Origin of the sequence: Leclercia sp. LTM14, assembly GCF_023736175.1 — a bacterium.
Taxonomy (GTDB): Bacteria; Pseudomonadota; Gammaproteobacteria; order Enterobacterales; family Enterobacteriaceae; genus Enterobacter; species Enterobacter barmai.
This window is the reverse complement of sequence record NZ_JAIKTT010000001.1, coordinates 460246-486742: the sequence shown is the minus strand read 5'-3', so window position 1 is coordinate 486742 and position 26497 is coordinate 460246. Positions and strand designations below refer to the sequence as shown.

Here is a 26497-nt window from a genome sequence, read left to right as displayed (position 1 = left end):
CATTTCGATCATGGATACTGCGCCAGAAAAATGCAATGCCAGCCGGGCATTTATCTGCACAGATTTTCCTTAACGCGTATGAAATAAACCCCTCACTCTGTGGGCTAATAGTGGAATAAATCCGAATAAAGTAAAATAAGAAATATCGCAGGTCGATAAGTGTATTTAATAATGTCAATATCAAGCTATTCCTAAAAACACAGAAATGCGACCGTTAATATTAATCTTAAAAGCCACGCCTTTGGTGATGTTTCCTTGCCTGCTTTTCAGATAGCTGCAACAATTCTTTCAGCATCAAAAAGCGGTCATTTTTGATGCTATTTCTGTATCGGTTTAATGACGTGATAAATCTATATTGGGTTCGGAATTATCCTGTCCTTTATATTTTTCCATTAAACCCTGTCAAAGAGGGTGTTTATCCCTAACTTGCTGTTTAAGCAGTGAATTGGTAACTGAAAGCCAAGGGCGGTAGCGTGCCTGAAAGCGTGTTAATCAGCCTCGATTATTCTGTCAATAGCCTGAGAGCGAATAAGCTTCTTTTAGGACTGATGCCAGTTATATTTCTCTTTTATTGACTGCATGCTAAAAGTAATACGCCTTCGCACTTATTTAAATGCACAGGATAATTACTCTGCCATAGTGATAAATAATCAATGATGAAATCCAAAATGAAATTGATGCCATTATTGGTGTCTGTGACCTTGATGAGTGGTTGTACGATCTTTCCCGGCAGCAATATGTCAACCTCGGGCAAGGATGTGATTAAACAGCAGGACGCTGACTTTGATATTAACCGCATGGTGAATGTTTATCCCATGACCCCGCAGCTGGTTGAACAATTACGCCCCCGCCCGGTTGTCGCGCGACCTAACGTCAGCCTTGATGAAGAGATCGCCAACTACCAGTACCGCGTCGGGCCTGGCGATGTGATTAACGTCACCGTCTGGGATCACCCCGAACTGACCACTCCCGCCGGGCAGTACCGTAGCTCCAGCGATGCCGGTAACTGGGTCCAGTCGGACGGCACCATGTTCTATCCCTATGTCGGCAAGATCCGTGTTGCAGGCAAAACCCTTAGCCAGATCCGCAGTGATATTACCGGCCGTTTAGCGCAGTACATCGCTGACCCGCAGGTGGACGTTAATATCGCCGCATTCCGCTCGCAAAAAGCCTACGTCTCCGGCCAGGTGAATAAATCCGGCCAGCAGCCAATCACCAACGTACCGTTGACGGTGCTTGATGCCATCAACGCCGCGGGCGGCCTCACCGATGGCGCCGACTGGCGCAACGCGGTGCTGACGCATAAAGGCAAAGAGGAGCGTATCTCCCTGCAGGCCCTGATGCAGAACGGCGATCTGAGTCAGAACCGTCTGCTCTATCCGAGTGACATTCTGTTCGTGCCGCGCAATGACGACCTGAAAGTGTTCGTGATGGGTGAAGTGAAGAAACAGAGCACCCTCAAGATGGACTTCAGCGGCATGACCCTGACCGAAGCGCTGGGCAACGCGGAAGGACTGGATATGAGCACCTCCGACGCCAGCGGCATCTTCGTCATCCGTCCGATTACTGGAAACGGTGCGAAGGGCAAGATTGCCAACGTCTACCAGCTGGATATGTCTGATGCCACCTCGCTGGTGATGGCGACCAGCTTCCGCCTCCAGCCGTATGACGTGGTCTACGTCACTACCGCGCCGATAACGCGCTGGAACCGTGTGATGAACCAGCTGATGCCGACCATCAACAATATCCACACGATGTCCGATACGGTGCATCAGTACCACAACTGGTGATAGCGATGTTTAACAAGATTCTGGTGGTGTGTGTGGGGAATATCTGCCGTTCCCCTACCGCTGAACGGCTTTTGAAACAGTATCAACCGCAGCTCACCGTGGCGTCAGCCGGGCTGGGCGCGCTGGTGGGCAAAGGTGCCGACGAGCGGGCGCGTCAGGTTGCCGCAGAGCATCAGCTTTCACTCGACGGGCACTGCGCCCGTCAGGTGTCGGCCAGCCTGTGCCGCGATTATGACCTGATCCTGGCGATGGAAAAACGCCATATCCACGCCCTGTGCGATATCGCACCGGAAATGCGCGGCAAGGTGATGCTGTTTGGTCACTGGGATAACGAACGTGAGATCCCCGACCCCTATCGCAAAAGCCACGAAGCGTTTGAGGCGGTTTACACCTTACTCGACCAGTCTGCCCGCCAGTGGGCACAGGCACTGAACGTTCAGCAGGGATAATAATGACAGCAAACGTAAAACCTTCTGCCGCGCCGAGTGCGGGCGGTGATGAAATTGATATTGGTCGCCTGATCGGCACCGTGGTCGAGGCGCGCTGGTGGGTGATTGGCATTACCGCCGTGTTCGCCGTTGCGGCGGTGATCTATACCCTCTTCGCCACGCCGATCTACAGCGCCGATGCGCTGGTGCAAATTGAGCAGAACAGCGGCAGTTCCCTGGTGCAGGACATTGGTTCGGCGCTGGCGAACAAGCCGCCCGCCTCGCAGGCGGAAATTGAGCTGATCCAGTCCCGCCTGGTATTGGGCAAAACCGTGGACGATCTGGATCTCGATATCGGCGTCAGCAAAAACAGCTTCCCGGTGTTTGGCGCGGGCTGGGATCGGTTGATGGGCCGTCAGAACGACACCGTCAAAGTGACCACCTTCACGCTTCCTGCCGGGGGGGCCAGCCAGGTCTTTACCCTTGAGGTGCTGGGAAAAGATCGCTATCAGCTCACCAGCGACGCCGGGTTTAGCGCCGAGGGCAAGGTGGGGGAGATGCTGACAAAAGACGGCGTGAGCATGATGGTCAGCGCCATTCATGCCCAGACCGGCAGCGAATTTACCGTCAGCAAATTCTCAATGCTGGGGATGATCAATAACCTGCAGGGCAACCTGACGGTGACGGAAACCGGAAAAGACACCGGGGTGCTGAGACTGAACTTTACCGGGGAAGACAAGGATAAGATCCGCGACATCCTCAACAGCATTACCCGCAACTACCAGGCGCAGAACGTGAAGCGCAAGTCGGAAGAGGCGTCAAAAAGCCTCGAGTTCCTTGCGAAACAGCTCCCGGAAGTGCGCGGCCATCTGGATCAGGCCGAGAACAAGCTCAACGCGTTCCGTCAGGATAAAGACTCCGTCGACCTGCCGCTGGAGGCGAAGTCGGTGCTGGATTCGATGGTCAACATCGACGCCCAGCTGAACGAGCTGACCTTTAAAGAGGCGGAAATCTCCAAGCTCTATACCAAACGTCACCCGGCCTACCGCACGCTGCTGGAAAAACGCCAGACCCTGGAAGAGGAAAAGGCGAAGCTGAATAATCGCGTCACCGCGATGCCAAAAACCCAGCAGGAGATCCTGCGTCTGACCCGCGACGTTGAATCGGGCCAGCAGGTCTATATGCAGCTGCTGAATAAACAGCAGGAGCTGAAGATCACCGAGGCGAGCACCGTGGGCGACGTGCGCATTGTCGACCCGGCCATCACCCAGCCTGGCGTGCTGAAGCCGAAGAAAGCGCTGATTATTCTCGGCAGCATTATTCTCGGCCTGATGCTCTCCATCGTTGGCGTGCTGCTGCGCTCCCTGTTTAACCGTGGGATCGAAAGCCCGCAGGTGCTGGAGGAGCACGGCATCAACGTCTACGCCAGCATCCCGCTGTCGGAGTGGCAGAAGTCGCGTGACAGCGTCAAAACCACCAACGGCGTCAAACGCTACAAACAGAGCCAGCTGCTGGCAGTGGGCAACCCGACGGATCTGGCTATCGAAGCCATCCGCAGCCTGCGCACCAGCCTGCACTTCGCCATGATGCAGGCCAGCAACAACGTACTGATGCTCACCGGTGTCAGCCCGTCCATCGGGAAAACCTTCGTCTGTGCCAACCTCGCGGCGGTGGTCAGCCAGACCAACAAGCGCGTGCTGCTGATCGACTGCGATATGCGTAAGGGCTACACCCACGAGCTGCTCGGCACCAACAACGAGAACGGTCTGTCGGACATTCTGCTGGGCAAGGGCGATATCAGCCAGTGCGCGAAGCCGACCTCGATCCCTAATTTTGACCTGGTCACGCGCGGGCAGGTGCCGCCGAACCCGTCGGAGCTGCTGATGAGCGAGCGCTTTACCCAGCTGGTGGAGTGGGCGAGCAAAAACTATGACCTGGTGCTGATCGACACCCCGCCAATCCTCGCGGTAACGGATGCAGCGGTTGTCGGCCGCCATGCGGGCACCACCCTGATGGTGGCGCGCTATGCGGTGAACACCCTGAAAGAGGTGGAAACCAGCCTCAGCCGCTTCGAGCAGAACGGCATCGCGGTGAAAGGGGTGATCCTCAACTCCATCTTCCGCCGCGCCAGCGGGTATCAGGATTACGGGTATTACGAGTACGAATATAAATCGGACAGCAAGTAATGAGCCATTCGGGGAATACCATGACACCACGTCCTTTGATTTCCATTTATATGCCGACATGGAACCGTCAGCAGCTGGCGATCCGTGCGATAAAATCGGTATTGCGCCAGGATTATGACCACTGGGAATTGATCATCGTTGATGACTGCTCCTCCTCGTACGAGCAGCTGCAAAAGTTTGTCGCTGACCTGAACGATCCGCGGGTGATCTACACCCACAACGCCATCAACTCCGGTGCCTGTGCGGTCCGCAACCAGGCCATTTTGCAGGCCAAAGGCCAGTACCTGACCGGCATCGACGATGACGATGAGTGGACGCCGAACCGGCTGTCGACCTTCCTGTCCCATCAGCATCACCTGGTGACCCACGCGTTTTTATACGCCAACGACTACGTCTGCGAGGGGGAGGTCTACTCCCAGCCCGCCAGCCTGCCGTTGTATCCAAAATCGCCGTACTCGCGCCACCTGTTCTACAAGCGCAATATCATCGGCAATCAGGTCTTTACCTGGGCATGGCGCTTCAAGGAGTGCCTGTTCGATACGACCCTTGCCGCCGCCCAGGATTACGACATCTTCCTGCGGATGGTAGTGGAGTACGGCGAGCCGTGGAAGGTGGAAGAAGCCACGCAAATTCTGCACATCAATCATGGCGAAATGCAGATCACCTCGTCGCCGAAAAAGTTCTCCGGCTACTTCCACTTCTATCGCAAGCACCGGGACAAGTTCGACCGCGCCAGCCGCAAATATCAGCTGTTTACGCTCTATCAGATCCGCAACAAGCGCATGAACTGGCGCACGCTGCTGACCCTGATTTCAGTGCGTAACGGTAAGCGTCTGGCTGATGGACTGCGGGGGAAATAATGGTGCTGGAAGATTGTCGCGCAAACAGCTGGAGCCTGCGCCCCTGCTGCATGGTGCTGGCCTACCGGGTGGCCCATTTTTGCTCGGTGTGGCGCAAAAAGAACGTCCTTAACAATCTGTGGGCGGCGCCGGTGCTGGTGCTTTATCGCATCATCACCGAGTGCTTCTTCGGCTACGAGATCCAGGCCGCGGCCACCATCGGTCGTCGCTTCACCATTCATCACGGTTATGCCGTGGTGATCAATAAATTCGTGGTCGCCGGGGATGATTTCACCATTCGCCACGGGGTGACCCTTGGCAACCGCGGCCCGGACAGCCTGGCCTGTCCGGTGATCGGCAATAACGTTGAGCTGGGCGCCAACGTGGTGATGATCGGTGATATCACCGTCGGCAATAACGTCACTATTGGGGCGGGGAGCGTGGTGCTCGACAGCATCCCGGACAACGCGCTGGTGGTGGGCGAGAAGGCCCGCGTGAAGGTGATCAAATGAACATTCTGCAATTTAACGTGCGTCTCGCCGAGGGCGGGGCGGCAGGGGTGGCGCTGGATCTGCACCAGCGCGCGCTGCAAAAAGGACTTCAGTCGCGCTTTGTCTACGGTTACGGCAAGGGCGGCAAGAAAAGCGTCAGCCACGATCGCTATCCCCATGTGGTGAAACACACTCCGCGGCTGACCTCGGTGGCCAACATCGCGCTGTTCCGCCTGTTTAACCGCGACCTGTTTGGCAATCTCAACAGCCTGTACCGCACCGTCACCCGCACGCCGGGCCCGGTGGTGCTGCATTTCCACGTGCTGCACAGCTACTGGCTTCGGCTTGCAGAGGTGGTGGCGTTCTGCGAGAACGTTCAGGCCCATAAGCCGGACACCACGTTCGTCTGGACCCTGCACGATCACTGGAGCGTGACCGGCCGCTGCGCCTTTACCGACGGCTGCGAAGGGTGGAAAGACAACTGCCAGAAATGCCCGACCCTCAGCAACTACCCGCCGGTGAAGGTGGATCGCGCCCACCAGCTGGTGGACGGCAAACGCCAGCTGTTCCGCGACATGCTGGCGCTGGGCTGCCAGTTTATCTCTCCCAGCCAGCACGTGGCCGATGCCTTTAACAGCCTGTACGGAGCAGGGCGCTGCCGGATCATCAACAACGGCATCGACGTGGCGACGGAGGCCATTCTGGCCGAGCTGACCCCGGTCGCGGTGACCGCCGGCAAGCCGAAAATCGCCGTGGTCGCCCACGATCTGCGCTACGACGGCAAAACCAACCAGCAGCTGGTGCGTGACATGATGGCGCTCGGCGACAAAATCGAACTGCACACCTTCGGCAAATTCTCGCCGTTTGAGGGGCCGAACGTGGTGAATCACGGCTTCGAAACCGACAAGCGCAAGCTGATGAGCGCCCTGAACGGCATGGATGCGCTGGTGTTCAGCTCCCGGGTCGATAACTACCCGCTGATCCTGTGCGAAGCGCTCTCGATTGGGGTGCCGGTGATCGCCACCCACAGCGACGCCGCGCGGGAAGTGCTGGAGAAATCCGGGGGCAAAACCTTCAGCGAAAACGAAGTGCTGCCGCTGGTGCAGCTGGCGAAGGCGGAGATCGCCCAGGCGGTGTTTGGCACCACCCTTGAGGCGTTCCGCGCCCGCAGCCGCCAGGCCTACAGTGGACAACAGATGCTGGAGGAGTATGTCTCGTTCTATCAGAATCTGTAGCTATCTGCTGCTGCCGCTGGTCTACCTGTTGGTCAACGTCAAAATTGCCCAGCTGGGGGAAAGTTTCCCCATCACCATCGTCACCTTCTTACCGCTGCTGCTGTTGCTGTTTGTCGACAAAATCAGCGTGAAGAAGCTGATGATAGCCCTGGGATTGGGCGTGGGGCTGACAGCCTTCAACTACATCTTTGGTCAGTCGCTGGATGCCAGCAAATATGTCACCTCCACCATGCTGTTTGTCTATATCGTGATCATCATCGGCATGGTGTGGAGTATTCGCTTTAAAACGATATCGCCGCACAATTATCGGAAGATCCTCAGGTTCTTTTATCTGGTCATTGGCATCATCGTTTCTATTGCTGCCCTGGAGATGGCGCAAATTATTCTCACCGGCGGCAGTAGCCTGATGGAAATAATTTCGAAATATCTTATTTACAGTAATAGCTATGTACTGAATTTCATTAAATTTGGCGGAAAGCGCACCACGGCACTCTATTTCGAACCGGCATTTTTCGCTCTGGCGTTAATCTCAATTTGGCTCAGCATCAAACAGTTTGGTATCAAAACGCCCAAGAGCGATGCTATGATTCTTGCAGGAATTGTTCTGTCAGGTTCGTTCTCCGGGGTAATGACCTTTATTCTGTTTTACCTCCTTGAGTGGGCGTTTCAGTACCTGAATAAAGAGGCGATCAAGAAAAAGTTACCGTTAGCGATCATTTCATTGTCGGTGTTTTTAGTCGGGGTGGTCTTTGCCTTCCCGTATATTTCCGAACGTCTGGGTGATTTAGGTACCGAAGGGTCGTCATCTTATTATCGTATTATCGGTCCGCTGGTGATGGTTGGGTACTCTTTAACCCATATTGACGGCGTTGTCAGATTCGGCTCACTTTATGAATATGTCGCATCATTCGGAATCTTTAACGGTGCGGACGTCGGAAAAACAATAGACAATGGCTTGTATCTGCTGATTATTTATTTCTCATGGTTCGCAGTATTATTAACGGCGTGGTATCTGTTTAAAGTTTTCAAAATGACGATCAGCGCCTTTGGTGATAATCAGAATTTTCGCGTACAGCTTTATCTTTTTACGCCGGTGTCGCTGTTTTTTACCGGGTCAATATTTAGCCCGGAGTACGCATTCTTAATTGTTTGCCCGTTTATTTTGCGCAAGGCGCTGAATATTACGCATTCATAACGAGGTGGTTTATGTTACTCAGCGTTATTACTGTTGCCTTTCGTAACTACGAGGGTGTGGTAAAAACCTGGCGGTCGCTGCGCAATCTGGCAGGCGATCCCAGCCTCAGCTTTGAATGGATTGTGGTGGATGGCGGTTCGAACGACGGCACCGCGGAGTTTCTCGAAAAACTCAACGGTGAGTATAACTTACGTTATATCAGCGAGAAGGATCGCGGTATCTATGATGCCATGAATAAGGGCATCGATATGGCGCAGGGGCGTTACGCCATTTTCCTGAACTCCGGCGATATTTTTCATGACGACGTGGCGCAGTTTGTGCGTCAGCTCAGCCGGGCGAACGACAATGCCATGTACATGGGCGACGCCTTACTCGATTTTGGTGACGGAAATAAAGTGCGCCGTGCGGCGAAACCGGGCTGGTATATTTATCACAGCCTGCCGGCCAGCCATCAGGCGATTTTCTTTCCGCTGAGTGGGTTAAAAACCTACCCGTACGATCTGCAATATCGCGTCTCATCGGATTACGCCCTGACTGCGCGACTGTATAAAGCCGGTTATCCGTTTAAACGCCTGCCGGGTCTGGTATCTGAATTTTCGATGGGCGGGGTGTCAACCTCGAATAATCTGGAATTATGTCAGGACGCCAAAAAAGTTCAGCGCGAAATATTGCGCATGCCGGGCGCGCTCGCGGAATTATCTTATTTATTACGTCTGAAAACGACGGGTAAAACCAAAGCCTTATATAACAAAGTCTGAATATAAGGAAAGAGTATGCAGGAATTAAGCGGCTTCTCTGTGCCAAAAGGGTTTCGCGGCGCAGGCGGCATTAAGGTGCAGTTATGGTGGGCCGTTCAGGCAACGTTATTTGCCTGGTCACCGCAAATTATGTATCGCTGGCGCGCATTTTTATTACGCTGCTTCGGCGCCAAAATCGGAAAAAACGTAGTGATTCGCCCCTCGGTAAAAATTACTTACCCGTGGAAATTAACCTTAGGGGATAACGCCTGGGTTGGCGATGACGCGGTGTTATACACCCTCGGCGATATTTCGATTGGTGCGAATGCGGTGGTATCACAGAAATGCTACCTGTGCACCGGCAGCCACGATTATATGAGTCAACATTTTGATATTAACGCGCAGCCAATAACCATTGGCGAGAAATGCTGGCTGGCGACCGACGTATTTGTCGCCCCCGGCGTCTCAATTGGTAACGGTACCGTTATTGGCGCGCGCAGCAGTGTTTTTAAGTCGCTACCGGCAAACAGGCTTTGCCGTGGCAATCCCGCAGTGGTGATACGCGAACGCGTTGAAACTGAATAACTTCTGATAAGTCTGGAGAAAATAAACATGTCTAAAGTCGCTCTCATCACCGGCGTAACCGGACAGGATGGTTCTTATCTGGCGGAACTCCTGCTGGAAAAAGGCTACGAAGTGCACGGAATCAAACGTCGTGCCTCCTCTTTCAATACCGAGCGCGTGGATCATATCTACCAGGATCCACACGCAACGAACCCGAAATTCCACCTGCACTACGGCGATCTGACCGATACCTCCAACCTGACCCGTATTCTGCAGGAAGTGCAGCCGGACGAGGTCTATAACCTGGGCGCCATGAGCCACGTTGCGGTCTCCTTCGAGTCCCCGGAATACACCGCTGACGTAGACGCCATCGGTACCCTGCGTCTGCTGGAAGCGATTCGTTTCCTCGGCCTCGAGAAGAAGACCCGTTTCTATCAGGCGTCTACCTCCGAGCTGTACGGTCTGGTGCAGGAGATCCCGCAGAAAGAGACCACCCCGTTCTACCCGCGCTCCCCGTATGCGGTGGCAAAAATGTACGCCTACTGGATCACCGTTAACTACCGTGAATCCTACGGCATGTACGCCTGTAACGGCATTCTGTTCAACCACGAATCCCCGCGCCGCGGCGAGACCTTCGTGACCCGCAAAATCACCCGCGCTATCGCCAATATCGCCCAGGGCCTCGAGAAGAAGCTGCACCTCGGCAACATGGACTCCCTGCGTGACTGGGGCCATGCCAAAGACTACGTCAAGATGCAGTGGATGATGCTGCAGCAGGAAAAACCGGAAGACTTCGTTATCGCCACCGGCGTGCAGTACTCCGTGCGTCAGTTCGTTGAGATGGCCGCGGCTCAGCTGGGCATCAAACTGCGCTTCGAAGGCACCGGCGTGGAAGAGAAGGGCATTGTGGTTTCCGTAACCGGCCACGACGCACCGGGCGTACAGCCGGGCGACGTGATTGTGGAAGTTGATCCGCGCTACTTCCGTCCTGCCGAGGTTGAAACCCTGCTGGGCGACCCGACCAAAGCGCACGAAAAACTGGGCTGGAAACCAGAAACCACGCTGCAGGAGATGGTCTCCGAAATGGTGGCTAAAGATCTCGAAGCGGCGAAAAAACACTCCCTGCTCAAATCCCACGGCTACGAGGTTGCCATCGCGCTGGAGTCCTGAGAATGACCAAACAACGTATTTTTGTTGCCGGACATCGCGGGATGGTGGGTTCGGCGATCGTCCGCCAGCTGGAACAGCGTGGCAACGTCGAACTGGTGCTGCGCGGTCGTGACGAGCTTAACCTGCTGGATGCGCAAGCGGTAGAGGCCTTCTTTGCCGAACAGCGCATCGACCAGGTCTATCTGGCGGCGGCAAAAGTGGGGGGTATTGTTGCCAACAATACCTACCCGGCGGACTTCATCTACGAGAACATGATGATCGAGAGCAACATCATTCACGCGGCGCACCTGCACAACGTGAACAAGCTGCTGTTCCTCGGCTCATCCTGTATCTATCCGAAGATGGCGAAGCAGCCGATTGCCGAGAGCGAGCTGCTGCAGGGCACGCTTGAAGCCACCAACGAGCCGTACGCCATCGCCAAGATTGCCGGGATCAAGCTGTGCGAATCCTATAACCGCCAGTATGGCCGCGACTATCGCTCGGTAATGCCGACTAACCTGTACGGCCCGAACGATAACTTCCACCCGAGCAACTCCCATGTGATCCCGGCGCTGCTGCGCCGGTTCCATGAGGCGAAGGTCGGTAACGCGCCGGAAGTGGTGGTCTGGGGCAGCGGCACGCCGATGCGCGAGTTCCTGCACGTGGACGATATGGCGGCTGCCAGCATCCACGTGATGGAGCTGGCCCAGGAGGTGTGGCAGGAGAACACCGAGCCGATGCTGTCGCACATCAACGTCGGCACCGGCGTGGACTGCACCATCCGCGAGCTGGCGCTCACCATCAGCCAGGTGGTGGGGTACAAGGGGCGCGTGGTGTTCGATGCCACCAAACCGGACGGCACCCCGCGCAAGCTGCTGGACGTGACCCGTCTGCACCAGCTGGGCTGGTTCCACGAGGTGACGCTGGCCCAGGGGCTGGCCAGCACGTACCAGTGGTTCCTGGAAAACCAGCACCGCTTCCGGGGGTAACTATGTTTTTGAGTCAGGAAGATTTTGCCACTGTGGTGCGTTCCACCCCGCTTATCTCCATCGATCTGATTGTGGAGAACGAGCGCGGTGAGTTCCTGCTCGGGCAGCGTACCAACCGCCCGGCGCAGGGCTACTGGTTCGTACCGGGCGGGCGGGTGCAGAAAGACGAGACGCTGGAAATTGCCTTTGCGCGTCTGACGGAGGCGGAGCTGGGGCTCCGTCTGCCGATGACGGCGGGGCAGTTCTACGGTGTCTGGCAGCACTTCTATGACGACAACTTTTCCGGCACCGATTTCACCACCCACTACGTGGTGCTCGGTTTTCGCCTGAAGGTGGATCGGGCGGACCTGCGTCTGCCTGATGCACAGCATGACGACTACCGCTGGCAGACGGCAGAACAGCTGCTTGCAAGCGATAACGTGCATGACAACAGCCGGGCCTATTTTCTGCAGCAGGCCGGAGTGCCGGGACTATGAAGATCCTCGTATACGGAATTAACTATTCCCCCGAACTGACCGGTATCGGTAAGTACACCGGCGAGATGGTCGAATGGATGGCCCGCCAGGGCCATGAGGTGCGGGTTATTACCGCACCGCCTTACTACCCGGAGTGGCAGGTGGGCGAGTCCTACTCCAGCTGGCGCTACCGTCGTGAAGAGGGCGCCGCCACCGTCTGGCGCTGCCCGCTGTACGTGCCGAAGCAGCCATCGACCTTAAAACGTTTGATTCATCTGGGCAGCTTTGCCCTGAGCAGTTTCTTCCCGCTGATGGCGCAACGTCGCTGGAAGCCGGATCGCATTATCGGCGTGGTGCCAACCCTGTTTTGCACCCCGGGCATGCGCCTGCTGGGCAAACTCTCGGGCGCGCGCACCCTGCTACACATTCAGGATTACGAAGTGGACGCCATGCTGGGCCTGGGAATGGCCGGGAAAGGCAAGGGCGGCAAGGTGGCGAAAATGGCCAGCGCCTTCGAGCGCAGCGGCCTGCACAACGTCGACTACGTCTCCACTATCTCGCGCTCAATGATGAACAAGGCGCAGGAGAAGGGCGTGGCGGCGGAGAAAGTGATCTTCTTTCCCAACTGGTCAGAAGTGGCGCGTTTTCGCGATGTAACACCGGCGGATGCCGCAGCCCTGCGCGAGCAGTTGGGTCTGCCAGAAGCAAAAAAACTCATTCTTTATTCGGGCAACATCAACCTGAAGCAAGGACTCGAAAGTGTGATTGAGGCCGCCGAACAGGTCAGCGACCAACCCTGGCAGTTTGTGATTGTCGGCCAGGGCGGCGGCAAGGCAAGGCTGGAAAAAATGGCCCAGGAGCGCAGCCTGCAGAACGTCAGCTTCCTGCCGCTACAGTCTTACGACGCTTTACCGGCGCTGCTGAAGATGGCCGATTGCCATCTGGTGGTGCAAAAGCGCGGCGCGGCGGATGCCGTTCTGCCCTCCAAGCTGACCAACATTCTGGCGGTGGGCGGCAACGCGGTGATCACCGCCGAGGCCCACACCGAGCTGGGCCAGCTGTGCGACAGCCTGCCGGGGATCGCGGTGTGCGTCGAGCCTGAATCGGTGCCCGCGCTGGTAAGCGGGATCGAACAAGCCTTATCTATGCCCAAAGAGAACGCGATAGCGCGTGACTATGCCGAACGCACGCTCGAGAAAGAGAACGTGCTGAACCAGTTTATTGCAGATATTCGGGGATAAATCATGAATAAGAATACGTTGTACCCGGTTGTGATGGCGGGTGGCTCAGGTAGCCGGTTATGGCCACTCTCCCGCGTGCTCTATCCAAAACAGTTCCTTTGCCTGAAAGGGGAGCTCACCATGCTGCAGACCACGGTGAACCGTCTTAACGGCGTGGACTGCGAAAGCCCGGTAGTGATCTGTAACGAACAGCACCGCTTTATCGTCGCCGAGCAGCTGCGTCAGCTGAACAAGCTCACCGAAAACATCATTCTTGAACCGGCCGGACGCAACACCGCCCCGGCCATCGCCCTGGCGGCCCTGGCGGCGAAGCGCAGCAGCCCGGATTGCGATCCGCTGATGCTGGTGCTGGCGGCAGACCACGTCATCCAGCAGGAAGAGGCGTTCCGCGAAGCGGTGCGCGCCGCGATCCCGTATGCCGACAGCGGCAAGCTGGTGACCTTCGGCATCGTGCCGGATCTGCCCGAAACCGGCTATGGCTATATCCGTCGCGGCAACGTCACGCCGGGCGAGGGCGACAGCCTGGCCTTTGACGTGGCGCAGTTCGTCGAAAAACCCAATATGGAAACCGCTCAGGCCTACGTCGCCAGCGGCGAGTACTACTGGAACAGCGGCATGTTCCTGTTCCGCGCCGGACGCTATCTGGAAGAGCTGCAAAAATATCGCCCGGACATCCTCGAAGCCTGCGAACGCGCAATGGCTACCGTCGACCCGGATCTGGACTTTATCCGCGTGGACGAAGCTGCGTTCCTCGCCTGCCCCGAGGAGTCGGTGGATTACGCGGTGATGGAAAAAACCGCCGATGCGGTGGTGGTGCCGATGAATGCGGGCTGGAGCGACGTCGGCTCCTGGTCCTCTCTGTGGGAGATCAGCGCCCAGTCGCCGGAAGGTAACGTCCACCACGGGGACGTGATCAGCCATAAAACCGAAAACAGCTATGTGTACGCCGAGTCTGGCCTGGTCACTACCGTCGGGGTGAAGGACCTGGTGGTGGTGCAGACCAAAGACGCGGTGCTGATTGCCGATCGCAACGCGGTGCAGGACGTCAAAAAAGTGGTGGAGCAGATCAAGGCCGATGGCCGTCATGAGCACCACATTCACCGCGAAGTTTACCGTCCGTGGGGCAAATATGACTCCATCGACGAGGGCGACCGCTACCAGGTGAAACGCATCACCGTTAAGCCGGGCGAGGGGCTGTCGGTGCAGATGCATCACCACCGCGCGGAGCACTGGGTGGTGGTGGCGGGTACCGCCAAAGTCACCATCGACAACGTCGAGACCCTGCTCGGTGAAAACGAGTCGATTTACATCCCGCTGGGGGCGACCCACTGCCTGGAAAATCCGGGGAAAATCCCCCTCGATCTGATTGAAGTGCGCTCCGGCTCGTACCTGGAAGAGGATGATATCGTCCGCTTTGAGGACAGATACGGGCGGGTCTAGCGCTCACGCATTTTGCCCGGTGGCGCTGCGCTTACCGGGCCTACAAAACAACAAAATTAAATTGGCCCTGTCCGGGTCGGGCCAACTGTTGCCTGAAAAAGGGGTAATGATGCAAAAATTAACCTGTTTTAAAGCCTACGACATTCGCGGCAAGCTCGGTGAAGAGCTGAATGAAGACATTGCGTGGCGCATTGGCCGCGCGTACGGCGAATACTTAAAACCAAAAACCATCGTGCTGGGCGGCGACGTGCGCCTGACCAGCGAAGCGCTGAAGCTGGCGCTGGCGAAAGGGCTGCAGGACGCGGGCGTCGACGTGCTGGATATCGGCCTTTCCGGCACCGAAGAGATCTACTTCGCCACCTTCCACCTGGGCGTCGACGGCGGGATCGAAGTGACCGCCAGCCATAACCCGATGGACTACAACGGCATGAAGCTGGTGCGCGAGGGGGCTCGCCCGATCAGCGGCGATACCGGCCTGCGCGACGTGCAGCGTCTGGCGGAAGCCAACGACTTCCCGCCGGTGAATGAGGCGAAACGCGGCAGCTATCAAAAAATCGATCTGCGCGGGGCCTACATTGACCACCTGCTGGGTTACATCAACCTGGCAAACCTCAAGCCGCTTAAGCTGGTCATTAACTCCGGAAACGGCGCGGCAGGCCCGGTGGTGGATGCTCTCGAAGCCCGCTTCAAAGCGCTCAACGTGCCGGTCACCTTCGTGAAGGTTCACAACACCCCGGACGGCAACTTCCCGAACGGTATACCGAACCCGCTGCTGCCGGAGTGCCGGGCCGATACCCGCAACGCCGTTATCGAACACGGCGCCGACATGGGTATCGCCTTTGACGGCGACTTTGACCGCTGCTTCCTGTTCGACGAAAAAGGGCAGTTTATCGAGGGCTACTACATTGTCGGCCTGCTGGCGGAAGCATTCCTCGAGAAAAACCCCGGTTCGCGCATCATCCATGACCCGCGTCTCTCCTGGAACACGGTGGACGTGGTCGCCGCAGCGGGCGGCACCCCGGTGATGTCCAAAACCGGGCATGCCTTCATCAAAGAACGCATGCGCCAGGAAGACGCCATTTACGGCGGCGAGATGAGCGCCCACCACTACTTCCGCGATTTTGCCTACTGCGACAGCGGGATGATCCCGTGGCTGCTGGTGACCGAGCTTCTGTGTCTGAAGGGCCAGTCGCTGGGTGAGCTGGTGCGTGACCGCATGGCGGCCTTCCCGGCGAGCGGGGAGATCAACAGCACCCTTGCGGCCCCTGCCGAGGCGATTGCCCGCGTGGAGCATCACTTTGCCCTGCACGCGCTGGAGATCGACCGTACCGACGGCATCAGCATGACCTTCCCGCAGTGGCGCTTCAACCTGCGCTCGTCAAACACCGAGCCGGTGGTGCGCCTGAACGTGGAATCCCGCGCCGATGCGGCGCTGATGGCGGCGCGAACGCAGGACATTATGGCGCTGCTGAATCAGTAATCCTTGCCCCTCCCCCGATGGGGGAGGGGATCCAGAAACAGGAACAACGATGACAAATCTAAAAAAGCGCGAGCGAGCCAAAACGAATGCATCGTTAATCTCTATGGTGCAGCGTTTTTCTGATATCACCATCATGTTCGGTGGGCTGTGGATGGTGTGTAAACTCAGCGGGCTGCCGTTCCTCTACATGCACCTGCTGATGGCGCTGATCGCCCTGGTCGTCTTCCAGATGATCGGCGGGATGACCGACTTTTACCGCTCATGGCGCGGCGTCAAAATCACCACCGAGCTGCAGCTGCTGCTGCAGAACTGGACCTTAAGCCTGGTCTTCAGCTTCGGGCTGGTGGCCTTTAATAACGACTTTGATAATCGCTTTGCCACCTATTTTGCCTGGTATCTGCTGACCAGCGTGGGCATGCTGGTCTGCCGATCCCTTATCCGCTTTGGCGCGGGCTGGCTGCGTAACCGTGGCTACAACACCCGTCGGGTGGCGGTGGCCGGAAGCATGCCGGCCGGGCTGGCACTGCTGGACGGTTTTCGCAAAGAGCCGTGGCTGGGGTTTGATGTGGTCGGGGTCTATCACGACGCGCAGCCCGGCGGCGTGCCTGCTGACTGGGCCGGTAATTACTCCCAGCTGGTGGACGATGCCAAAGCGGGCAAGATCCACAACGTCTACATCGCCATGCCGATGAGCGACGAGGCCCGAATTAAAACCCTGATGCGCAAGCTGGCGGACACCACCTGCTCGGTGATCCTCATTCCGGATGTGTTCACCTTTAACATTCTGCACTCCCGTATCGAAGAGGTGAACGGCGTGCCGGTGGTGCCGCTGTATGACACGCCGCTCTCCGGCCTCAACCGGGTGCTGAAGCGCGTGGAGGACATCGTCCTCTCCTCTCTGATCCTGCTGCTGATCTCCCCGGTGCTGTGCGCCATTGCCCTGGCGGTGAAGCTCACCTCGAAGGGGCCGGTGATCTTCCGCCAGACCCGCTACGGCATGGACGGTAAGCCGATCATGGTGTGGAAATTCCGCTCCATGAAGGTGATGGAGAACGACGCGGTGGTGACCCAGGCGACGCAAAACGACCCGCGCGTAACCCGCGTCGGTAACTTCCTGCGCCGCACCTCGCTGGATGAACTCCCGCAGTTTATCAACGTGTTTACCGGGGGCATGTCCATCGTTGGTCCACGCCCGCACGCGGTGGCGCATAACGAACAGTATCGTCAGCTGATCGAAGGCTACATGCTGCGCCACAAAGTGAAACCGGGGATCACCGGCTGGGCGCAGATCAACGGCTGGCGCGGCGAGACCGACACCCTGGAGAAGATGGAGAAACGCATTGAGTTTGACCTGGAGTACATCCGCGAGTGGAGCCTCTGGTTTGATATCAAAATCGTTTTTCTCACCGTCTTTAAGGGCTTTGTGAACAAAGCGGCGTACTAACATGAGCTTACGTGAAAAAACCCTCAGCGGGGCAAAGTGGTCGGCTATCGCCACGGTGATCATCATCGGCCTTGGGCTGGTGCAGATGACGGTGCTGGCGCGTATTATCGATAGCCATCAGTTTGGCCTGTTGACCGTCTCGCTGGTGATCATCGCCCTGGCCGATACGCTGTCGGACTTTGGCATCGCCAACTCGATTATTCAGCGCAAAGAGATTAGCCAGCTGGAGCTGACCACCCTCTACTGGTTAAACGTCGGCTTGGGTATCCTGGTGTTCGTGGTGCTGTTTCTGCTGAGCGATCTTATTGCTGACGCCCTGAACAACCCTGAACTTGGCCCCCTGATGCGTGCGCTGTCGTTTGCGTTTGTGGTGATCCCCCACGGCCAGCAGTTCCGCGCGCTGATGCAAAAGGAGCTGGAGTTCAGCAAAATCGGCATGATTGAAACCAGCTCGGTGCTGGCCGGGTTTACCTTCACCGTGGTCAGCGCCCACTTCTGGCCGCTGGCGATGACCGCCATCCTCGGTTATCTGGTGAACTCTGCCGTGCGCACCCTGCTGTTCGGCTACTTCGGTCGTAAAATCTACCGTCCAGGTTTTCATTTCTCCCTCGCGTCGGTGGCTTCCAACCTGCGCTTCGGCGCGTGGCTGACCGCCGACAGCATCATCAACTACGTGAATACCAACCTCTCCACCCTGGTGCTGGCCCGTATTCTGGGTGCCAGCGTCGCCGGGGGCTATAACCTGGCGTACAACGTGGCGGTGGTACCGCCGATGAAGCTCAACCCGATCATCACCCGCGTGCTGTTCCCGGCGTTCGCCAAAATTCAGGACGATACCGACAAGCTGCGCATCAACTTCTACAAGCTGCTGTCGGTGGTAGGGATCATTAACTTCCCGACCCTGCTGGGGCTGATGGTGGTTTCCGGCAATCTGGTGCCGCTGGTGTTTGGCGAGAAGTGGATCAGCATTGTGCCGATCCTGCAGCTGCTGTGCGTGGTGGGGCTGCTGCGCTCCGTCGGTAACCCGATTGGTTCGCTGCTGATGGCCAAAGCCCGCGTCGATATCAGCTTTAAGTTCAACGTATTCAAAACGTTCCTGTTTATTCCGGCGATCGTTATCGGCGGCCACCTGGCGGGCGCGATGGGCGTCACGCTGGGCTTCCTGCTGGTGCAGATTATCAATACCGTCCTGAGCTACTTCGTGATGATTAAGCCGGTGCTGGGCTCCAGCTACCGCCAGTACATCCTGAGCCTGTGGCTGCCGTTTTACCTCTCGCTGCCGACGCTGGCGGTGAGCTATGGCTTAGGCGTCGCCCTTAACGGCCATCTGCCGCTGGCCGCACTGCTGGCGGTCCAGGTCGCCGCCGGGGCGCTGGCCTTCGCGGTAATGATTGTGCTGTCGCGCAACGCGCTGGTGGTGGAGATCAAACGCCAGTTCTGCCGCAACGAAAAGATGAAAACGCTGCTTCGCGCAGGTTAATTATTTCCTCCCCCTCACCCTTTGGGGAGGGGAATCTTTTAAGAGGTTATTATGAAATTATTGATTCTGGGCAACCATACCTGTGGTAACCGTGGTGACAGCGCCATCCTGCGCGGCCTGCTGGATGCTATTTACGCCCTGTCGCCTGAGACAGAAGTGGATGTGATGAGCCGCTACCCGGTGAGCTCCTCCTGGCTGCTGAACCGCCCGGTGATGGGCGATCCGCTCTACAGCCAGATGAAGCAGCATAACAGCGCCGCCGGCATGATGGGCCGCGTGAAGAAGGTGCTGCGCCGCCGTTATCAGCATCAGGTGCTGCTGTCCCGCGTGACCGACACCGGCAAGCTGCGCAATATCGCCATCGCCCAGGGTTTTACCGATTTTGTCCGTCTGCTCTCCGGCTACGACGCCATCATTCAGGTGGGCGGTTCGTTTTTTGTCGACCTCTACGGCGTGCCGCAGTTCGAGCATGCGCTCTGCACCTTTATGGCGAAAAAGCCGCTGTATATGGTCGGCCACAGCGTCGGGCCATTCCAGGATCCACAGTTCAACCAGCTGGCAAACTATGTGTTTGGCCACTGTGACGCGCTGATCCTGCGCGAGTCGGTGAGCCTGAATCTGATGCAGCGCAGCGAAATCGACACCACCAAAGTGGAGCAGGGGGTGGATACCGCCTGGCTGGTGGATCATCAGGAAGCGAAATTTACCCCGAGCTATGCCGTGCAGCACTGGCTGAACGTGGCCGCGCAGCAGAAGACCGTTGCCATCACCCTGCGCGAGCTGGCGCCGTTTGATAAGCGTCTGGGCACCACCCAGGCGGCCTACGAAAAGGCCTTTGCCGAGGTGGTCAACCGGGTGCTGGACAGCGGCTACCAGGTGCTGGCGCTCTCCACCTGTACCGGGATCGACAGCTACAACAAAGATGACCGCATGGTGGCGCTGAACCTGCGCCAGCACGTCAGCGATCCGTCGCGCTATCACGTGGTGATGGACGAACTTAACGATCTTGAGATGGGCAAGCTGCTGGGCGCCTGCGACCTGACCGTGGGCACCCGCCTGCATTCGGCCATTATCTCCATGAACTTCGGCACGCCAGCCATTGCCATTAACTACGAGCACAAGTCAGCCGGGATCATGCAGCAGCTGGGTATGCCGGAGATGGCGGTGGATATTCGCCATCTGCTGGACGGCTCCCTGGGGGCGATGGTTGGGGACACGCTCGGCCAGCTTCCGGCTATCAACGAACGTCTGGCGGTGGCGGTGAAGGCCGAACGTGAAAACGGCATCAAAATGGTGAAATCGGTGCTGGATCGGGTCGGGGAGGGCAAATGAAGGTTGGTTTCTTCTTACTGAAATTCCCGCTCTCGTCTGAGACCTTTGTGCTTAACCAGATCACCGCCTTTATTGATATGGGATATGACGTGGAGATTATCGCCCTGCAAAAGGGCGATACCCAGAACACCCACGCCGCCTGGACCCAGTATGACCTGGCCAGCAAGACCCGCTGGCTGCAGGATGAGCCCCAGGGCAAGCTGGCGAAACTGCGCTACCGCGCCCGCCAGACCCTGCGCGGGCTGCATCGCCCCGGCACATGGAAGGCGCTGAATGTCTCCCGCTACGGCGCCGAGTCGCGCAATCTGATCCTCTCCGCCATTTGTGGCCAGACGCAGCGCCCCTGGCGTGCGGATGTATTTATCGCCCACTTTGGACCGGCCGGGGTGACGGCGGCCAAGCTGCGCGAGCTGGGGGTGATCGAGGGGAAAATCGCGACGGTGTTTCACGGGATTGATATCTCCAGCCGCGAGGTGCTGAACCACTATACGCCTGAATACCAGCGGCTCTTTCAGCGCGGCGACATGATGCTGCCAATCAGCGAGCTTTGGGCCGGGCGACTCAAAACCATGGGCTGTCCGCCGGAGAAAATCACCGTTTCGCGCATGGGCGTGGACATGCAGCGCTTTACCCAACGGCCGGTTAAAGCGCCCGGTAGTCCACTGCAAATTATCTCTGTTGCGCGCCTGACCGAGAAAAAAGGGCTCCACGTGGCGATCGAAGCCTGCCGCCAGCTGAAAGCGCGCGGGGTAGATTTCCACTACCGCATTCTGGGGATTGGCCCCTGGGAGCGCCGCCTGCGTACCCTGATCGAGCAGTATCAGCTGGAGTCCTATGTCGAGATGCCAGGCTTCAAGCCCAGCCATGAAGTTAAGGCGATGCTTGATGCTGCCGACGTCTTTTTACTCCCGTCCGTCACCGGTACGGACGGCGATATGGAAGGCATTCCTGTAGCCCTGATGGAGGCGATGGCGGTGGGCATTCCGGTGGTCTCCACGGTACACAGCGGCATTCCTGAGCTTATCGAACCCGGCCATTCCGGCTGGCTGGTGGAAGAGAACAACCCGGAGGCGCTGGCCAACCAGCTGGAACGGTTTGCCGCCATCGCCCATCAGGAGCTCTCCCCCGTGCTGCATAACGCGCGCAAAAAGGTGGAGACCGATTTCAACCAGCATCTTATCAATCGACAGTTAGCCACTCTGCTACACACGCTTTAAACGGAGGCGATATGCCGAAAGAGATGACGCGACGCGCGTTTGTCACCACCTGTTCCGTACTGGCGGCCGCGCCGCTGGTAGGGGTACGGGCCGCCACGAACAGCGCCACGGTAGACATCAGCCGGTATGACCTTCGTGACGGGATCGCCGCTTTCAAAAAGGCCTTTGCTGAGGGTGATACCGTGGTGGTGCCCGCGGGGCTCACCTGTGAAAATATCAACGCCGCCATTTTTATCCCCGAAGGCAAAACCCTGCGCATTCGCGGGGCGCTGACCGGCAACGGCCGGGGCCGCCTGGTGCTGCAGGATGGCAGCAAGGTGATTGGCGAAGGGGAGGGACGCAGCGAAAATATTACCCTCGACGTGCGCGGTTCCGACTGCGTGATCCAGGGCCTGGCGATGAGCGGCTATGGCCCGGTGACCCAGATTTATATCGGCGGCAAACAGAAGCGGGTGATGCGCAATCTGCTGATCGACAACCTGCGGGTCACCAAAGCCAACTATGCGATCCTGCGTCAGGGATTTCATAATCAGCTGGACGGGGTGAAGATCACCAACTGTCATTTCAGCTACCTGCAGGGCGACGCCATCGAGTGGAACGTGGCGATCAACGACAAGAACATCCTGATTTCAGACCACGTCATCGACCATATCGACTGTACCAACGGCAAGATTAACTGGGGGATTGGCATCGGTCTGGCGGGCAGCACGTACGACAATAATTACCCCGAAGACCAGGCGGTTAAGAACTTCGTGGTGGCGAACATTACCGGCAGCAACTGCCGCCAGCTGGTACATGTTGAAAACGGCAAACACTTTATCATTCGTAATGTTAAGGCCCGGAATATCACCCCGGACTTCAGCAAGAAAGCGGGCATTGATAACGCAACGGTAGCGATATACGGCTGCGATAATTTTGTCATCGATAATGTTGAGATGATCGACAGCGCCGGGATGTTAATTGGCTACGGGGTGATCAAGGGCGATTATTTGTCAATACCGCAGAATTTTCGCCTCAACAATATCCAGATGGACAACCGGAACCTTGCGCGAAAATTGCGCGGAATACAGATCTCCTCCGGCAATAAAACTTCCTTCGTGGCGCTCACCAATATGGACATGAAACGGGCAACGCTTGAGCTGCACAATAAGCCTCAGCATCTTTTCCTGCGCAATATCAACGTGATGCAGGACGCAGAGCGAGGGCCAGCCCTGAAGCTGAATTTCGATCTGCGCAAAGACGTGCGCGGTAAGTTTATGGCGCGTGACGAGACGCTGCTCTCGCTGGCGAACATTAACGCCGTTAATGAGAAGGGGCAAAGTTCTGTCGATATCGACCGAATTGACCATCATACAATCAACACGGAACGGCTGAATTTTAAACTGCCGAAGCGTTAAATATTAGCCAGCCGGCATTTTGCGAGGATTCCTGGAATTAAAGCGCCGGTATTCGGATTGCATCCACTGGAATTTACGCTGTAATTGCGTAACATCATCTCCAGATTTGTAGCAATTCGTGCTGGCGAAACCAGGCTAAAGGGCTATAATTCGGCAACCATTTTAAGGTGGAAGATATATGATTAATTTGAAAGCGGTCATTCCGGTAGCCGGTCTGGGCATGCATTTGCTCCCGGCCACAAAAGCCATTCCTAAAGAGATGCTGCCGATCGTTGACAAGCCGATGATTCAGTACATCGTCGACGAGATTGTTGCTGCAGGGATCAAAGAAATCGTTCTGGTTACTCATTCCTCCAAGAATGCGGTGGAAAACCACTTCGACACCTCCTACGAACTTGAAGCCCTTCTGGAGCAGCGCGTAAAACGACAGCTGCTGGCGGAAGTGCAGTCCATCTGCCCGCCGGGCGTGACCATTATGAACGTGCGTCAGGCGCAGCCGCTGGGGCTGGGCCACTCTATTCTGTGCGCGCGTCCTGTGGTCGGCGATAACCCATTTGTGGTTGTCCTGCCGGATATCATTCTGGATAACGCCTCTGCCGATCCGCTGCGTTACAACCTGGCAGCTATGGTGGCGCGTTTCAACGAGACGGGACGGAGCCAGGTGCTGGCGAAGCGCATGAAGGGCGATCTCTCTGAGTACTCCGTTATTCAGACCAAAGAGCCGCTGGATTCAGAAGGTAAAGTCAGCCGTATCGTTGAGTTTATCGAGAAACCGGATCAGCCGCAGACGCTGGATTCCGATCTGATGGCCGTCGGCCGCTATGTGCTGAATGCAGAAATCTGGGCCGAGCTGGAACGTACCGAGCCAGGCGCGTGGGATCGTATTCAGCTGACGGATGCCATTGCGCAACTGGCGAAGAAGCAGTCCGTTGATGCAATGCTGATGACCGGTGACAGCTACGACTGTGGTAAGAAACTGGGGTATATGCAGGCGTTTGTACAGTACGGGCTGCGTAACCATAAAGAAGGGCAGAAGTTCCGCGAAAGCATGACGAAGCTCTTAACCAACGATTAACGATTGGTTCGTCGTTGTCTAACGGCAGTGGATCATTCCGGGCTATCAGGGCCATGAGAATGACGCTGCCGTTTTCTTTTTTTAATATATTCTTAAATATCAGTAAGTTAATTGCTTGCTTTTTGTCTCGTTAGTCAGATTTTTCCCTTGTTTCTGCTGGCATTTAAGACGACAATTATTAATTGATTTGCGCGCTATCCTGTCGCCATGTTGACGGGAATAGACGGCATAATACCTCTATTACGATCACGTTCAGTGCACTGGTAGCTGTTAAGCCAGGGGCGGTAGCGTGTCCGGTTTCTGGATATTTAGTTCATTTATTATTCAGAATGCCACCATCCCGATGTATTCATTTAACGGAAAATAACGCGTGAAAATTCTTGTTACTGGCGGTGCAGGTTTTATCGGCTCTGCGGTTGTACGACATATTATTCAAAACACCCAGGATACAGTGGTTAATGTCGATAAATTGACCTACGCCGGTAACCTGGAATCTCTGGCTGAAGTGAGCGACAGCCAGCGTTATATTTTTGAACATGCGGATATTTGTGATAAAGCGGCGATGGACCGTATTTTTGCCGAGCATAAGCCTGATGCAGTGATGCATCTGGCGGCAGAAAGCCACGTTGACCGCTCTATTACCGGTCCGGCGGCGTTTATTGAAACCAACATCGTCGGCACCTACGTCCTGCTTGAAGCGGCTCGCGCGTACTGGTCAACGCTGGATGAAACTGCGAAAAAAGCCTTCCGTTTCCACCACATCTCTACCGATGAAGTGTACGGCGATCTGCCGCACCCGGACGAACATCCTGCCTCTAGTGATTTGCCGCTGTTCACTGAAACGACGGCATATGCGCCAAGCAGCCCTTACTCTGCTTCGAAGGCCTCGAGCGATCACCTGGTCCGCGCATGGTTACGTACCTACGGGTTCCCGACTATCGTGACTAACTGCTCCAATAACTACGGCCCTTATCACTTCCCGGAAAAACTGATCCCGCTGGTAATCCTCAACGCGCTGGACGGGAAAGCGCTGCCGATTTATGGCAAAGGCGATCAGATCCGCGACTGGCTGTATGTTGAAGATCACGCCCGTGCGCTCTACACCGTTGTGACCCAGGGTAAGCCTGGCGAGACCTACAATATCGGCGGCCATAACGAGAAGCAGAACCTGGATGTGGTGCATACCATCTGCGATCTGCTGGATGAGATCGTGCCGAAAGAGGGTTCATATCGCGACCAGATCACCTATGTGACTGACCGCCCGGGCCATGACCGTCGTTATGCCATCGATGCACATAAAATTGGTGCTGAGTTGGGGTGGAAGCCTGAGGAAACATTCGAAAGCGGCATTAGAAAGACGGTGGAATGGTATATATCCAATGAGGATTGGGTGAGTAATGTTAAAAGTGGAGCATATGCTTCATGGCTTTCAACACAGTATGGAGATAACAATAAATGAAAGGCGTTATTTTAGCCGGAGGTTCAGGTTCACGCTTGCATCCGATTACATTGGGGACCTCGAAACAGTTATTACCGATTTATGACAAGCCAATGATTTATTATCCGCTTTCAGTACTTATGTTAGCTGGTATTAGGGATATCCTTATAATCACAACTCCCGAGGATTGTGATAGCTTCAAACGTCTTCTAGGCGATGGTAATCGTTTAGGCATTAATCTCAGTTATCAAGTTCAACCTTCACCAGATGGCCTCGCACAAGCGTTTATCCTCGGAGAAGAGTTTATTGCAAATGATAAAGTATGTTTAGTCTTGGGGGACAATATCTTTTTTGGACAAGCATTTGGTAAGCAATTGCAGCATGCAGTAGATAATTTGAGTGGAGCTACCGTATTCGGGTATAAAGTAATGGATCCTGAAAGATTTGGCGTTGTCGAATTTGATGATAACTTCAATGCTATTTCCATCGAAGAAAAACCGAAATGTCCTAAATCAAATTGGGCTGTAACTGGCCTATATTTTTATGATAACCAGGTGGTTGAAATAGCAAAAAGAGTGAAACCATCTGATAGAGGTGAGTTAGAAATAACGAGTATTAACCAAGAATATCTCAACCAGGGCTCTTTAAAGGTTGAGCAATTAGGACGTGGATTTGCATGGCTTGATACGGGCACACATGATTCTCTTCTTGAAGCATCGCAATTTGTACAAACTGTTGAGAAGCGCCAGGGGTTCAAAATCGCTTGTCTCGAAGAGATTGCTTATAATCAAGGCTGGTTGAGTAAAGAAGATATCAAATCGATTGGGAATTCATTTTCTAAAACAGGTTACGGAAATTATTTATTAAGCCTTATCAAGTAAGAGTATTTTGAATA

23 protein-coding genes are annotated in these 26497 nt (G+C 56.0%); all 23 read left to right on the top strand.

Going from position 1 to position 26497, the window contains the following annotated elements; all coding sequences use genetic code 11:
- Nucleotides 1-653 precede the first annotated feature (653 nt).
- The 23 genes from K5I40_RS02370 to rfbA all read left to right on the top strand — a co-directional run bounded on the left by K5I40_RS02370 (nt 654) and on the right by rfbA (nt 26483).
- Nucleotides 654-1790: a polysaccharide export protein gene (locus K5I40_RS02370; RefSeq protein ID WP_138369955.1), complete on the top strand. Its 1137-nt coding sequence runs from the start codon at nt 654-656 to the stop codon at nt 1788-1790.
- 5 nt (nt 1791-1795) lie between these two features.
- Nucleotides 1796-2239: a low molecular weight protein-tyrosine-phosphatase Wzb gene (wzb, locus tag K5I40_RS02365; RefSeq protein WP_039030270.1), complete on the top strand. Its 444-nt coding sequence runs from the start codon at nt 1796-1798 to the stop codon at nt 2237-2239.
- Between the two features lie 2 nt (nt 2240-2241).
- Nucleotides 2242-4404, top strand: a complete 2163-nt coding sequence (gene wzc / locus K5I40_RS02360; protein ID WP_039030269.1) for a tyrosine-protein kinase Wzc — start codon at nt 2242-2244, stop codon at nt 4402-4404.
- Nucleotides 4405-4424: 20 nt separating this feature from the next.
- A complete protein-coding gene (wcaA, locus tag K5I40_RS02355) occupies nt 4425-5264 on the top strand; it encodes a colanic acid biosynthesis glycosyltransferase WcaA (protein WP_039030281.1) in 840 nt (279 codons plus the stop codon).
- 2 nt (nt 5265-5266) lie between these two features.
- On the top strand, nt 5267-5755 hold the full coding sequence (wcaB, locus tag K5I40_RS02350) for a colanic acid biosynthesis acetyltransferase WcaB (RefSeq protein ID WP_103792230.1): 489 nt from the start codon (nt 5267-5269) through the stop codon (nt 5753-5755).
- Complete coding sequence (gene wcaC / locus K5I40_RS02345; RefSeq protein WP_223073779.1) at nt 5752-6969, top strand: colanic acid biosynthesis glycosyltransferase WcaC; 1218 nt, start codon at nt 5752-5754, stop codon at nt 6967-6969. The genes wcaB and wcaC overlap by 4 nt, the downstream gene beginning before the upstream one ends.
- On the top strand, nt 6944-8164 hold the full coding sequence (gene wcaD, locus K5I40_RS02340; RefSeq protein WP_138369957.1) for a colanic acid polymerase WcaD: 1221 nt from the start codon (nt 6944-6946) through the stop codon (nt 8162-8164). Before wcaC ends, wcaD begins: the two co-directional genes overlap by 26 nt.
- Before the next feature lie 11 nt (nt 8165-8175).
- Entirely contained in the window at nt 8176-8922 is a 747-nt protein-coding gene (wcaE, locus tag K5I40_RS02335) for a colanic acid biosynthesis glycosyltransferase WcaE (RefSeq protein ID WP_138369958.1), read from the top strand.
- A gap of 15 nt (nt 8923-8937) precedes the next feature.
- Complete coding sequence (wcaF, locus tag K5I40_RS02330) at nt 8938-9486, top strand: colanic acid biosynthesis acetyltransferase WcaF (protein WP_138369959.1); 549 nt, start codon at nt 8938-8940, stop codon at nt 9484-9486.
- A gap of 27 nt (nt 9487-9513) precedes the next feature.
- Nucleotides 9514-10635 carry a GDP-mannose 4,6-dehydratase gene (gmd, locus tag K5I40_RS02325; protein ID WP_139563218.1) on the top strand — a complete coding sequence of 374 codons (1122 nt, stop codon included), beginning with the start codon at nt 9514-9516 and terminating at the stop codon, nt 10633-10635.
- A 2-nt stretch (nt 10636-10637) separates the two neighbouring features.
- Nucleotides 10638-11603 carry a GDP-L-fucose synthase gene (locus K5I40_RS02320; protein WP_138369961.1) on the top strand — a complete coding sequence of 322 codons (966 nt, stop codon included), beginning with the start codon at nt 10638-10640 and terminating at the stop codon, nt 11601-11603.
- A 2-nt stretch (nt 11604-11605) separates the two neighbouring features.
- Nucleotides 11606-12079, top strand: coding sequence for a GDP-mannose mannosyl hydrolase (locus K5I40_RS02315; RefSeq protein WP_223073780.1), 474 nt, complete (start codon nt 11606-11608; stop codon nt 12077-12079).
- A complete protein-coding gene (gene wcaI / locus K5I40_RS02310; protein ID WP_223073781.1) occupies nt 12076-13299 on the top strand; it encodes a colanic acid biosynthesis fucosyltransferase WcaI in 1224 nt (407 codons plus the stop codon). The genes K5I40_RS02315 and wcaI overlap by 4 nt, the downstream gene beginning before the upstream one ends.
- Before the next feature lie 3 nt (nt 13300-13302).
- Nucleotides 13303-14739 carry a mannose-1-phosphate guanyltransferase gene (gene cpsB, locus K5I40_RS02305; RefSeq protein ID WP_223073782.1) on the top strand — a complete coding sequence of 479 codons (1437 nt, stop codon included), beginning with the start codon at nt 13303-13305 and terminating at the stop codon, nt 14737-14739.
- Between the two features lie 109 nt (nt 14740-14848).
- Entirely contained in the window at nt 14849-16219 is a 1371-nt protein-coding gene (cpsG, locus tag K5I40_RS02300) for a colanic acid biosynthesis phosphomannomutase CpsG (RefSeq protein WP_223073783.1), read from the top strand.
- 49 nt (nt 16220-16268) lie between these two features.
- On the top strand, nt 16269-17663 hold the full coding sequence (wcaJ, locus tag K5I40_RS02295) for an undecaprenyl-phosphate glucose phosphotransferase (RefSeq protein WP_039030258.1): 1395 nt from the start codon (nt 16269-16271) through the stop codon (nt 17661-17663).
- Between the two features lies 1 nt (nt 17664).
- On the top strand, nt 17665-19143 hold the full coding sequence (gene wzxC / locus K5I40_RS02290; RefSeq protein WP_039030257.1) for a colanic acid undecaprenyl disphosphate flippase WzxC: 1479 nt from the start codon (nt 17665-17667) through the stop codon (nt 19141-19143).
- A gap of 51 nt (nt 19144-19194) precedes the next feature.
- Nucleotides 19195-20475, top strand: a complete 1281-nt coding sequence (wcaK, locus tag K5I40_RS02285) for a colanic acid biosynthesis pyruvyl transferase WcaK (RefSeq protein ID WP_223073784.1) — start codon at nt 19195-19197, stop codon at nt 20473-20475.
- Entirely contained in the window at nt 20472-21692 is a 1221-nt protein-coding gene (gene wcaL, locus K5I40_RS02280) for a colanic acid biosynthesis glycosyltransferase WcaL (protein WP_223073785.1), read from the top strand. Before wcaK ends, wcaL begins: the two co-directional genes overlap by 4 nt.
- 11 nt (nt 21693-21703) lie before the next feature.
- On the top strand, nt 21704-23089 hold the full coding sequence (gene wcaM, locus K5I40_RS02275; protein ID WP_223073786.1) for a colanic acid biosynthesis protein WcaM: 1386 nt from the start codon (nt 21704-21706) through the stop codon (nt 23087-23089).
- A 178-nt stretch (nt 23090-23267) separates the two neighbouring features.
- Nucleotides 23268-24164, top strand: coding sequence for a UTP--glucose-1-phosphate uridylyltransferase GalF (gene galF / locus K5I40_RS02270; protein ID WP_039030253.1), 897 nt, complete (start codon nt 23268-23270; stop codon nt 24162-24164).
- Nucleotides 24165-24534: 370 nt separating this feature from the next.
- Nucleotides 24535-25623 (top strand): dTDP-glucose 4,6-dehydratase, encoded by a 1089-nt coding sequence (gene rfbB, locus K5I40_RS02265; RefSeq protein ID WP_223073787.1) that lies wholly within the window; start codon nt 24535-24537, stop codon nt 25621-25623.
- Nucleotides 25620-26483, top strand: a complete 864-nt coding sequence (gene rfbA, locus K5I40_RS02260; RefSeq protein ID WP_223073788.1) for a glucose-1-phosphate thymidylyltransferase RfbA — start codon at nt 25620-25622, stop codon at nt 26481-26483. Before rfbB ends, rfbA begins: the two co-directional genes overlap by 4 nt.
- Nucleotides 26484-26497: the final 14 nt, after the last annotated feature.

What these genes read in the sequence shown, in the direction of transcription:
- K5I40_RS02370 (WP_138369955.1), top strand. Translation starts at nt 654, where the DNA reads ATGATGAAATCCAAAATGAAATTGATGCCATTATTGGTGTCTGTGACC.
- wzb (WP_039030270.1), top strand. Translation starts at nt 1,796, where the DNA reads ATGTTTAACAAGATTCTGGTGGTGTGTGTGGGGAATATCTGCCGTTCC.
- wzc (WP_039030269.1), top strand. Translation starts at nt 2,242, where the DNA reads ATGACAGCAAACGTAAAACCTTCTGCCGCGCCGAGTGCGGGCGGTGAT.
- wcaA (WP_039030281.1), top strand. Translation starts at nt 4,425, where the DNA reads ATGACACCACGTCCTTTGATTTCCATTTATATGCCGACATGGAACCGT.
- wcaC (WP_223073779.1), top strand. Translation starts at nt 5,752, where the DNA reads ATGAACATTCTGCAATTTAACGTGCGTCTCGCCGAGGGCGGGGCGGCA.
- wcaD (WP_138369957.1), top strand. Translation starts at nt 6,944, where the DNA reads ATGTCTCGTTCTATCAGAATCTGTAGCTATCTGCTGCTGCCGCTGGTC.
- wcaE (WP_138369958.1), top strand. Translation starts at nt 8,176, where the DNA reads ATGTTACTCAGCGTTATTACTGTTGCCTTTCGTAACTACGAGGGTGTG.
- wcaF (WP_138369959.1), top strand. Translation starts at nt 8,938, where the DNA reads ATGCAGGAATTAAGCGGCTTCTCTGTGCCAAAAGGGTTTCGCGGCGCA.
- gmd (WP_139563218.1), top strand. Translation starts at nt 9,514, where the DNA reads ATGTCTAAAGTCGCTCTCATCACCGGCGTAACCGGACAGGATGGTTCT.
- K5I40_RS02320 (WP_138369961.1), top strand. Translation starts at nt 10,638, where the DNA reads ATGACCAAACAACGTATTTTTGTTGCCGGACATCGCGGGATGGTGGGT.
- K5I40_RS02315 (WP_223073780.1), top strand. Translation starts at nt 11,606, where the DNA reads ATGTTTTTGAGTCAGGAAGATTTTGCCACTGTGGTGCGTTCCACCCCG.
- wcaI (WP_223073781.1), top strand. Translation starts at nt 12,076, where the DNA reads ATGAAGATCCTCGTATACGGAATTAACTATTCCCCCGAACTGACCGGT.
- cpsB (WP_223073782.1), top strand. Translation starts at nt 13,303, where the DNA reads ATGAATAAGAATACGTTGTACCCGGTTGTGATGGCGGGTGGCTCAGGT.
- cpsG (WP_223073783.1), top strand. Translation starts at nt 14,849, where the DNA reads ATGCAAAAATTAACCTGTTTTAAAGCCTACGACATTCGCGGCAAGCTC.
- wcaJ (WP_039030258.1), top strand. Translation starts at nt 16,269, where the DNA reads ATGACAAATCTAAAAAAGCGCGAGCGAGCCAAAACGAATGCATCGTTA.
- wzxC (WP_039030257.1), top strand. Translation starts at nt 17,665, where the DNA reads ATGAGCTTACGTGAAAAAACCCTCAGCGGGGCAAAGTGGTCGGCTATC.
- wcaK (WP_223073784.1), top strand. Translation starts at nt 19,195, where the DNA reads ATGAAATTATTGATTCTGGGCAACCATACCTGTGGTAACCGTGGTGAC.
- wcaL (WP_223073785.1), top strand. Translation starts at nt 20,472, where the DNA reads ATGAAGGTTGGTTTCTTCTTACTGAAATTCCCGCTCTCGTCTGAGACC.
- wcaM (WP_223073786.1), top strand. Translation starts at nt 21,704, where the DNA reads ATGCCGAAAGAGATGACGCGACGCGCGTTTGTCACCACCTGTTCCGTA.
- galF (WP_039030253.1), top strand. Translation starts at nt 23,268, where the DNA reads ATGATTAATTTGAAAGCGGTCATTCCGGTAGCCGGTCTGGGCATGCAT.
- rfbA (WP_223073788.1), top strand. Translation starts at nt 25,620, where the DNA reads ATGAAAGGCGTTATTTTAGCCGGAGGTTCAGGTTCACGCTTGCATCCG.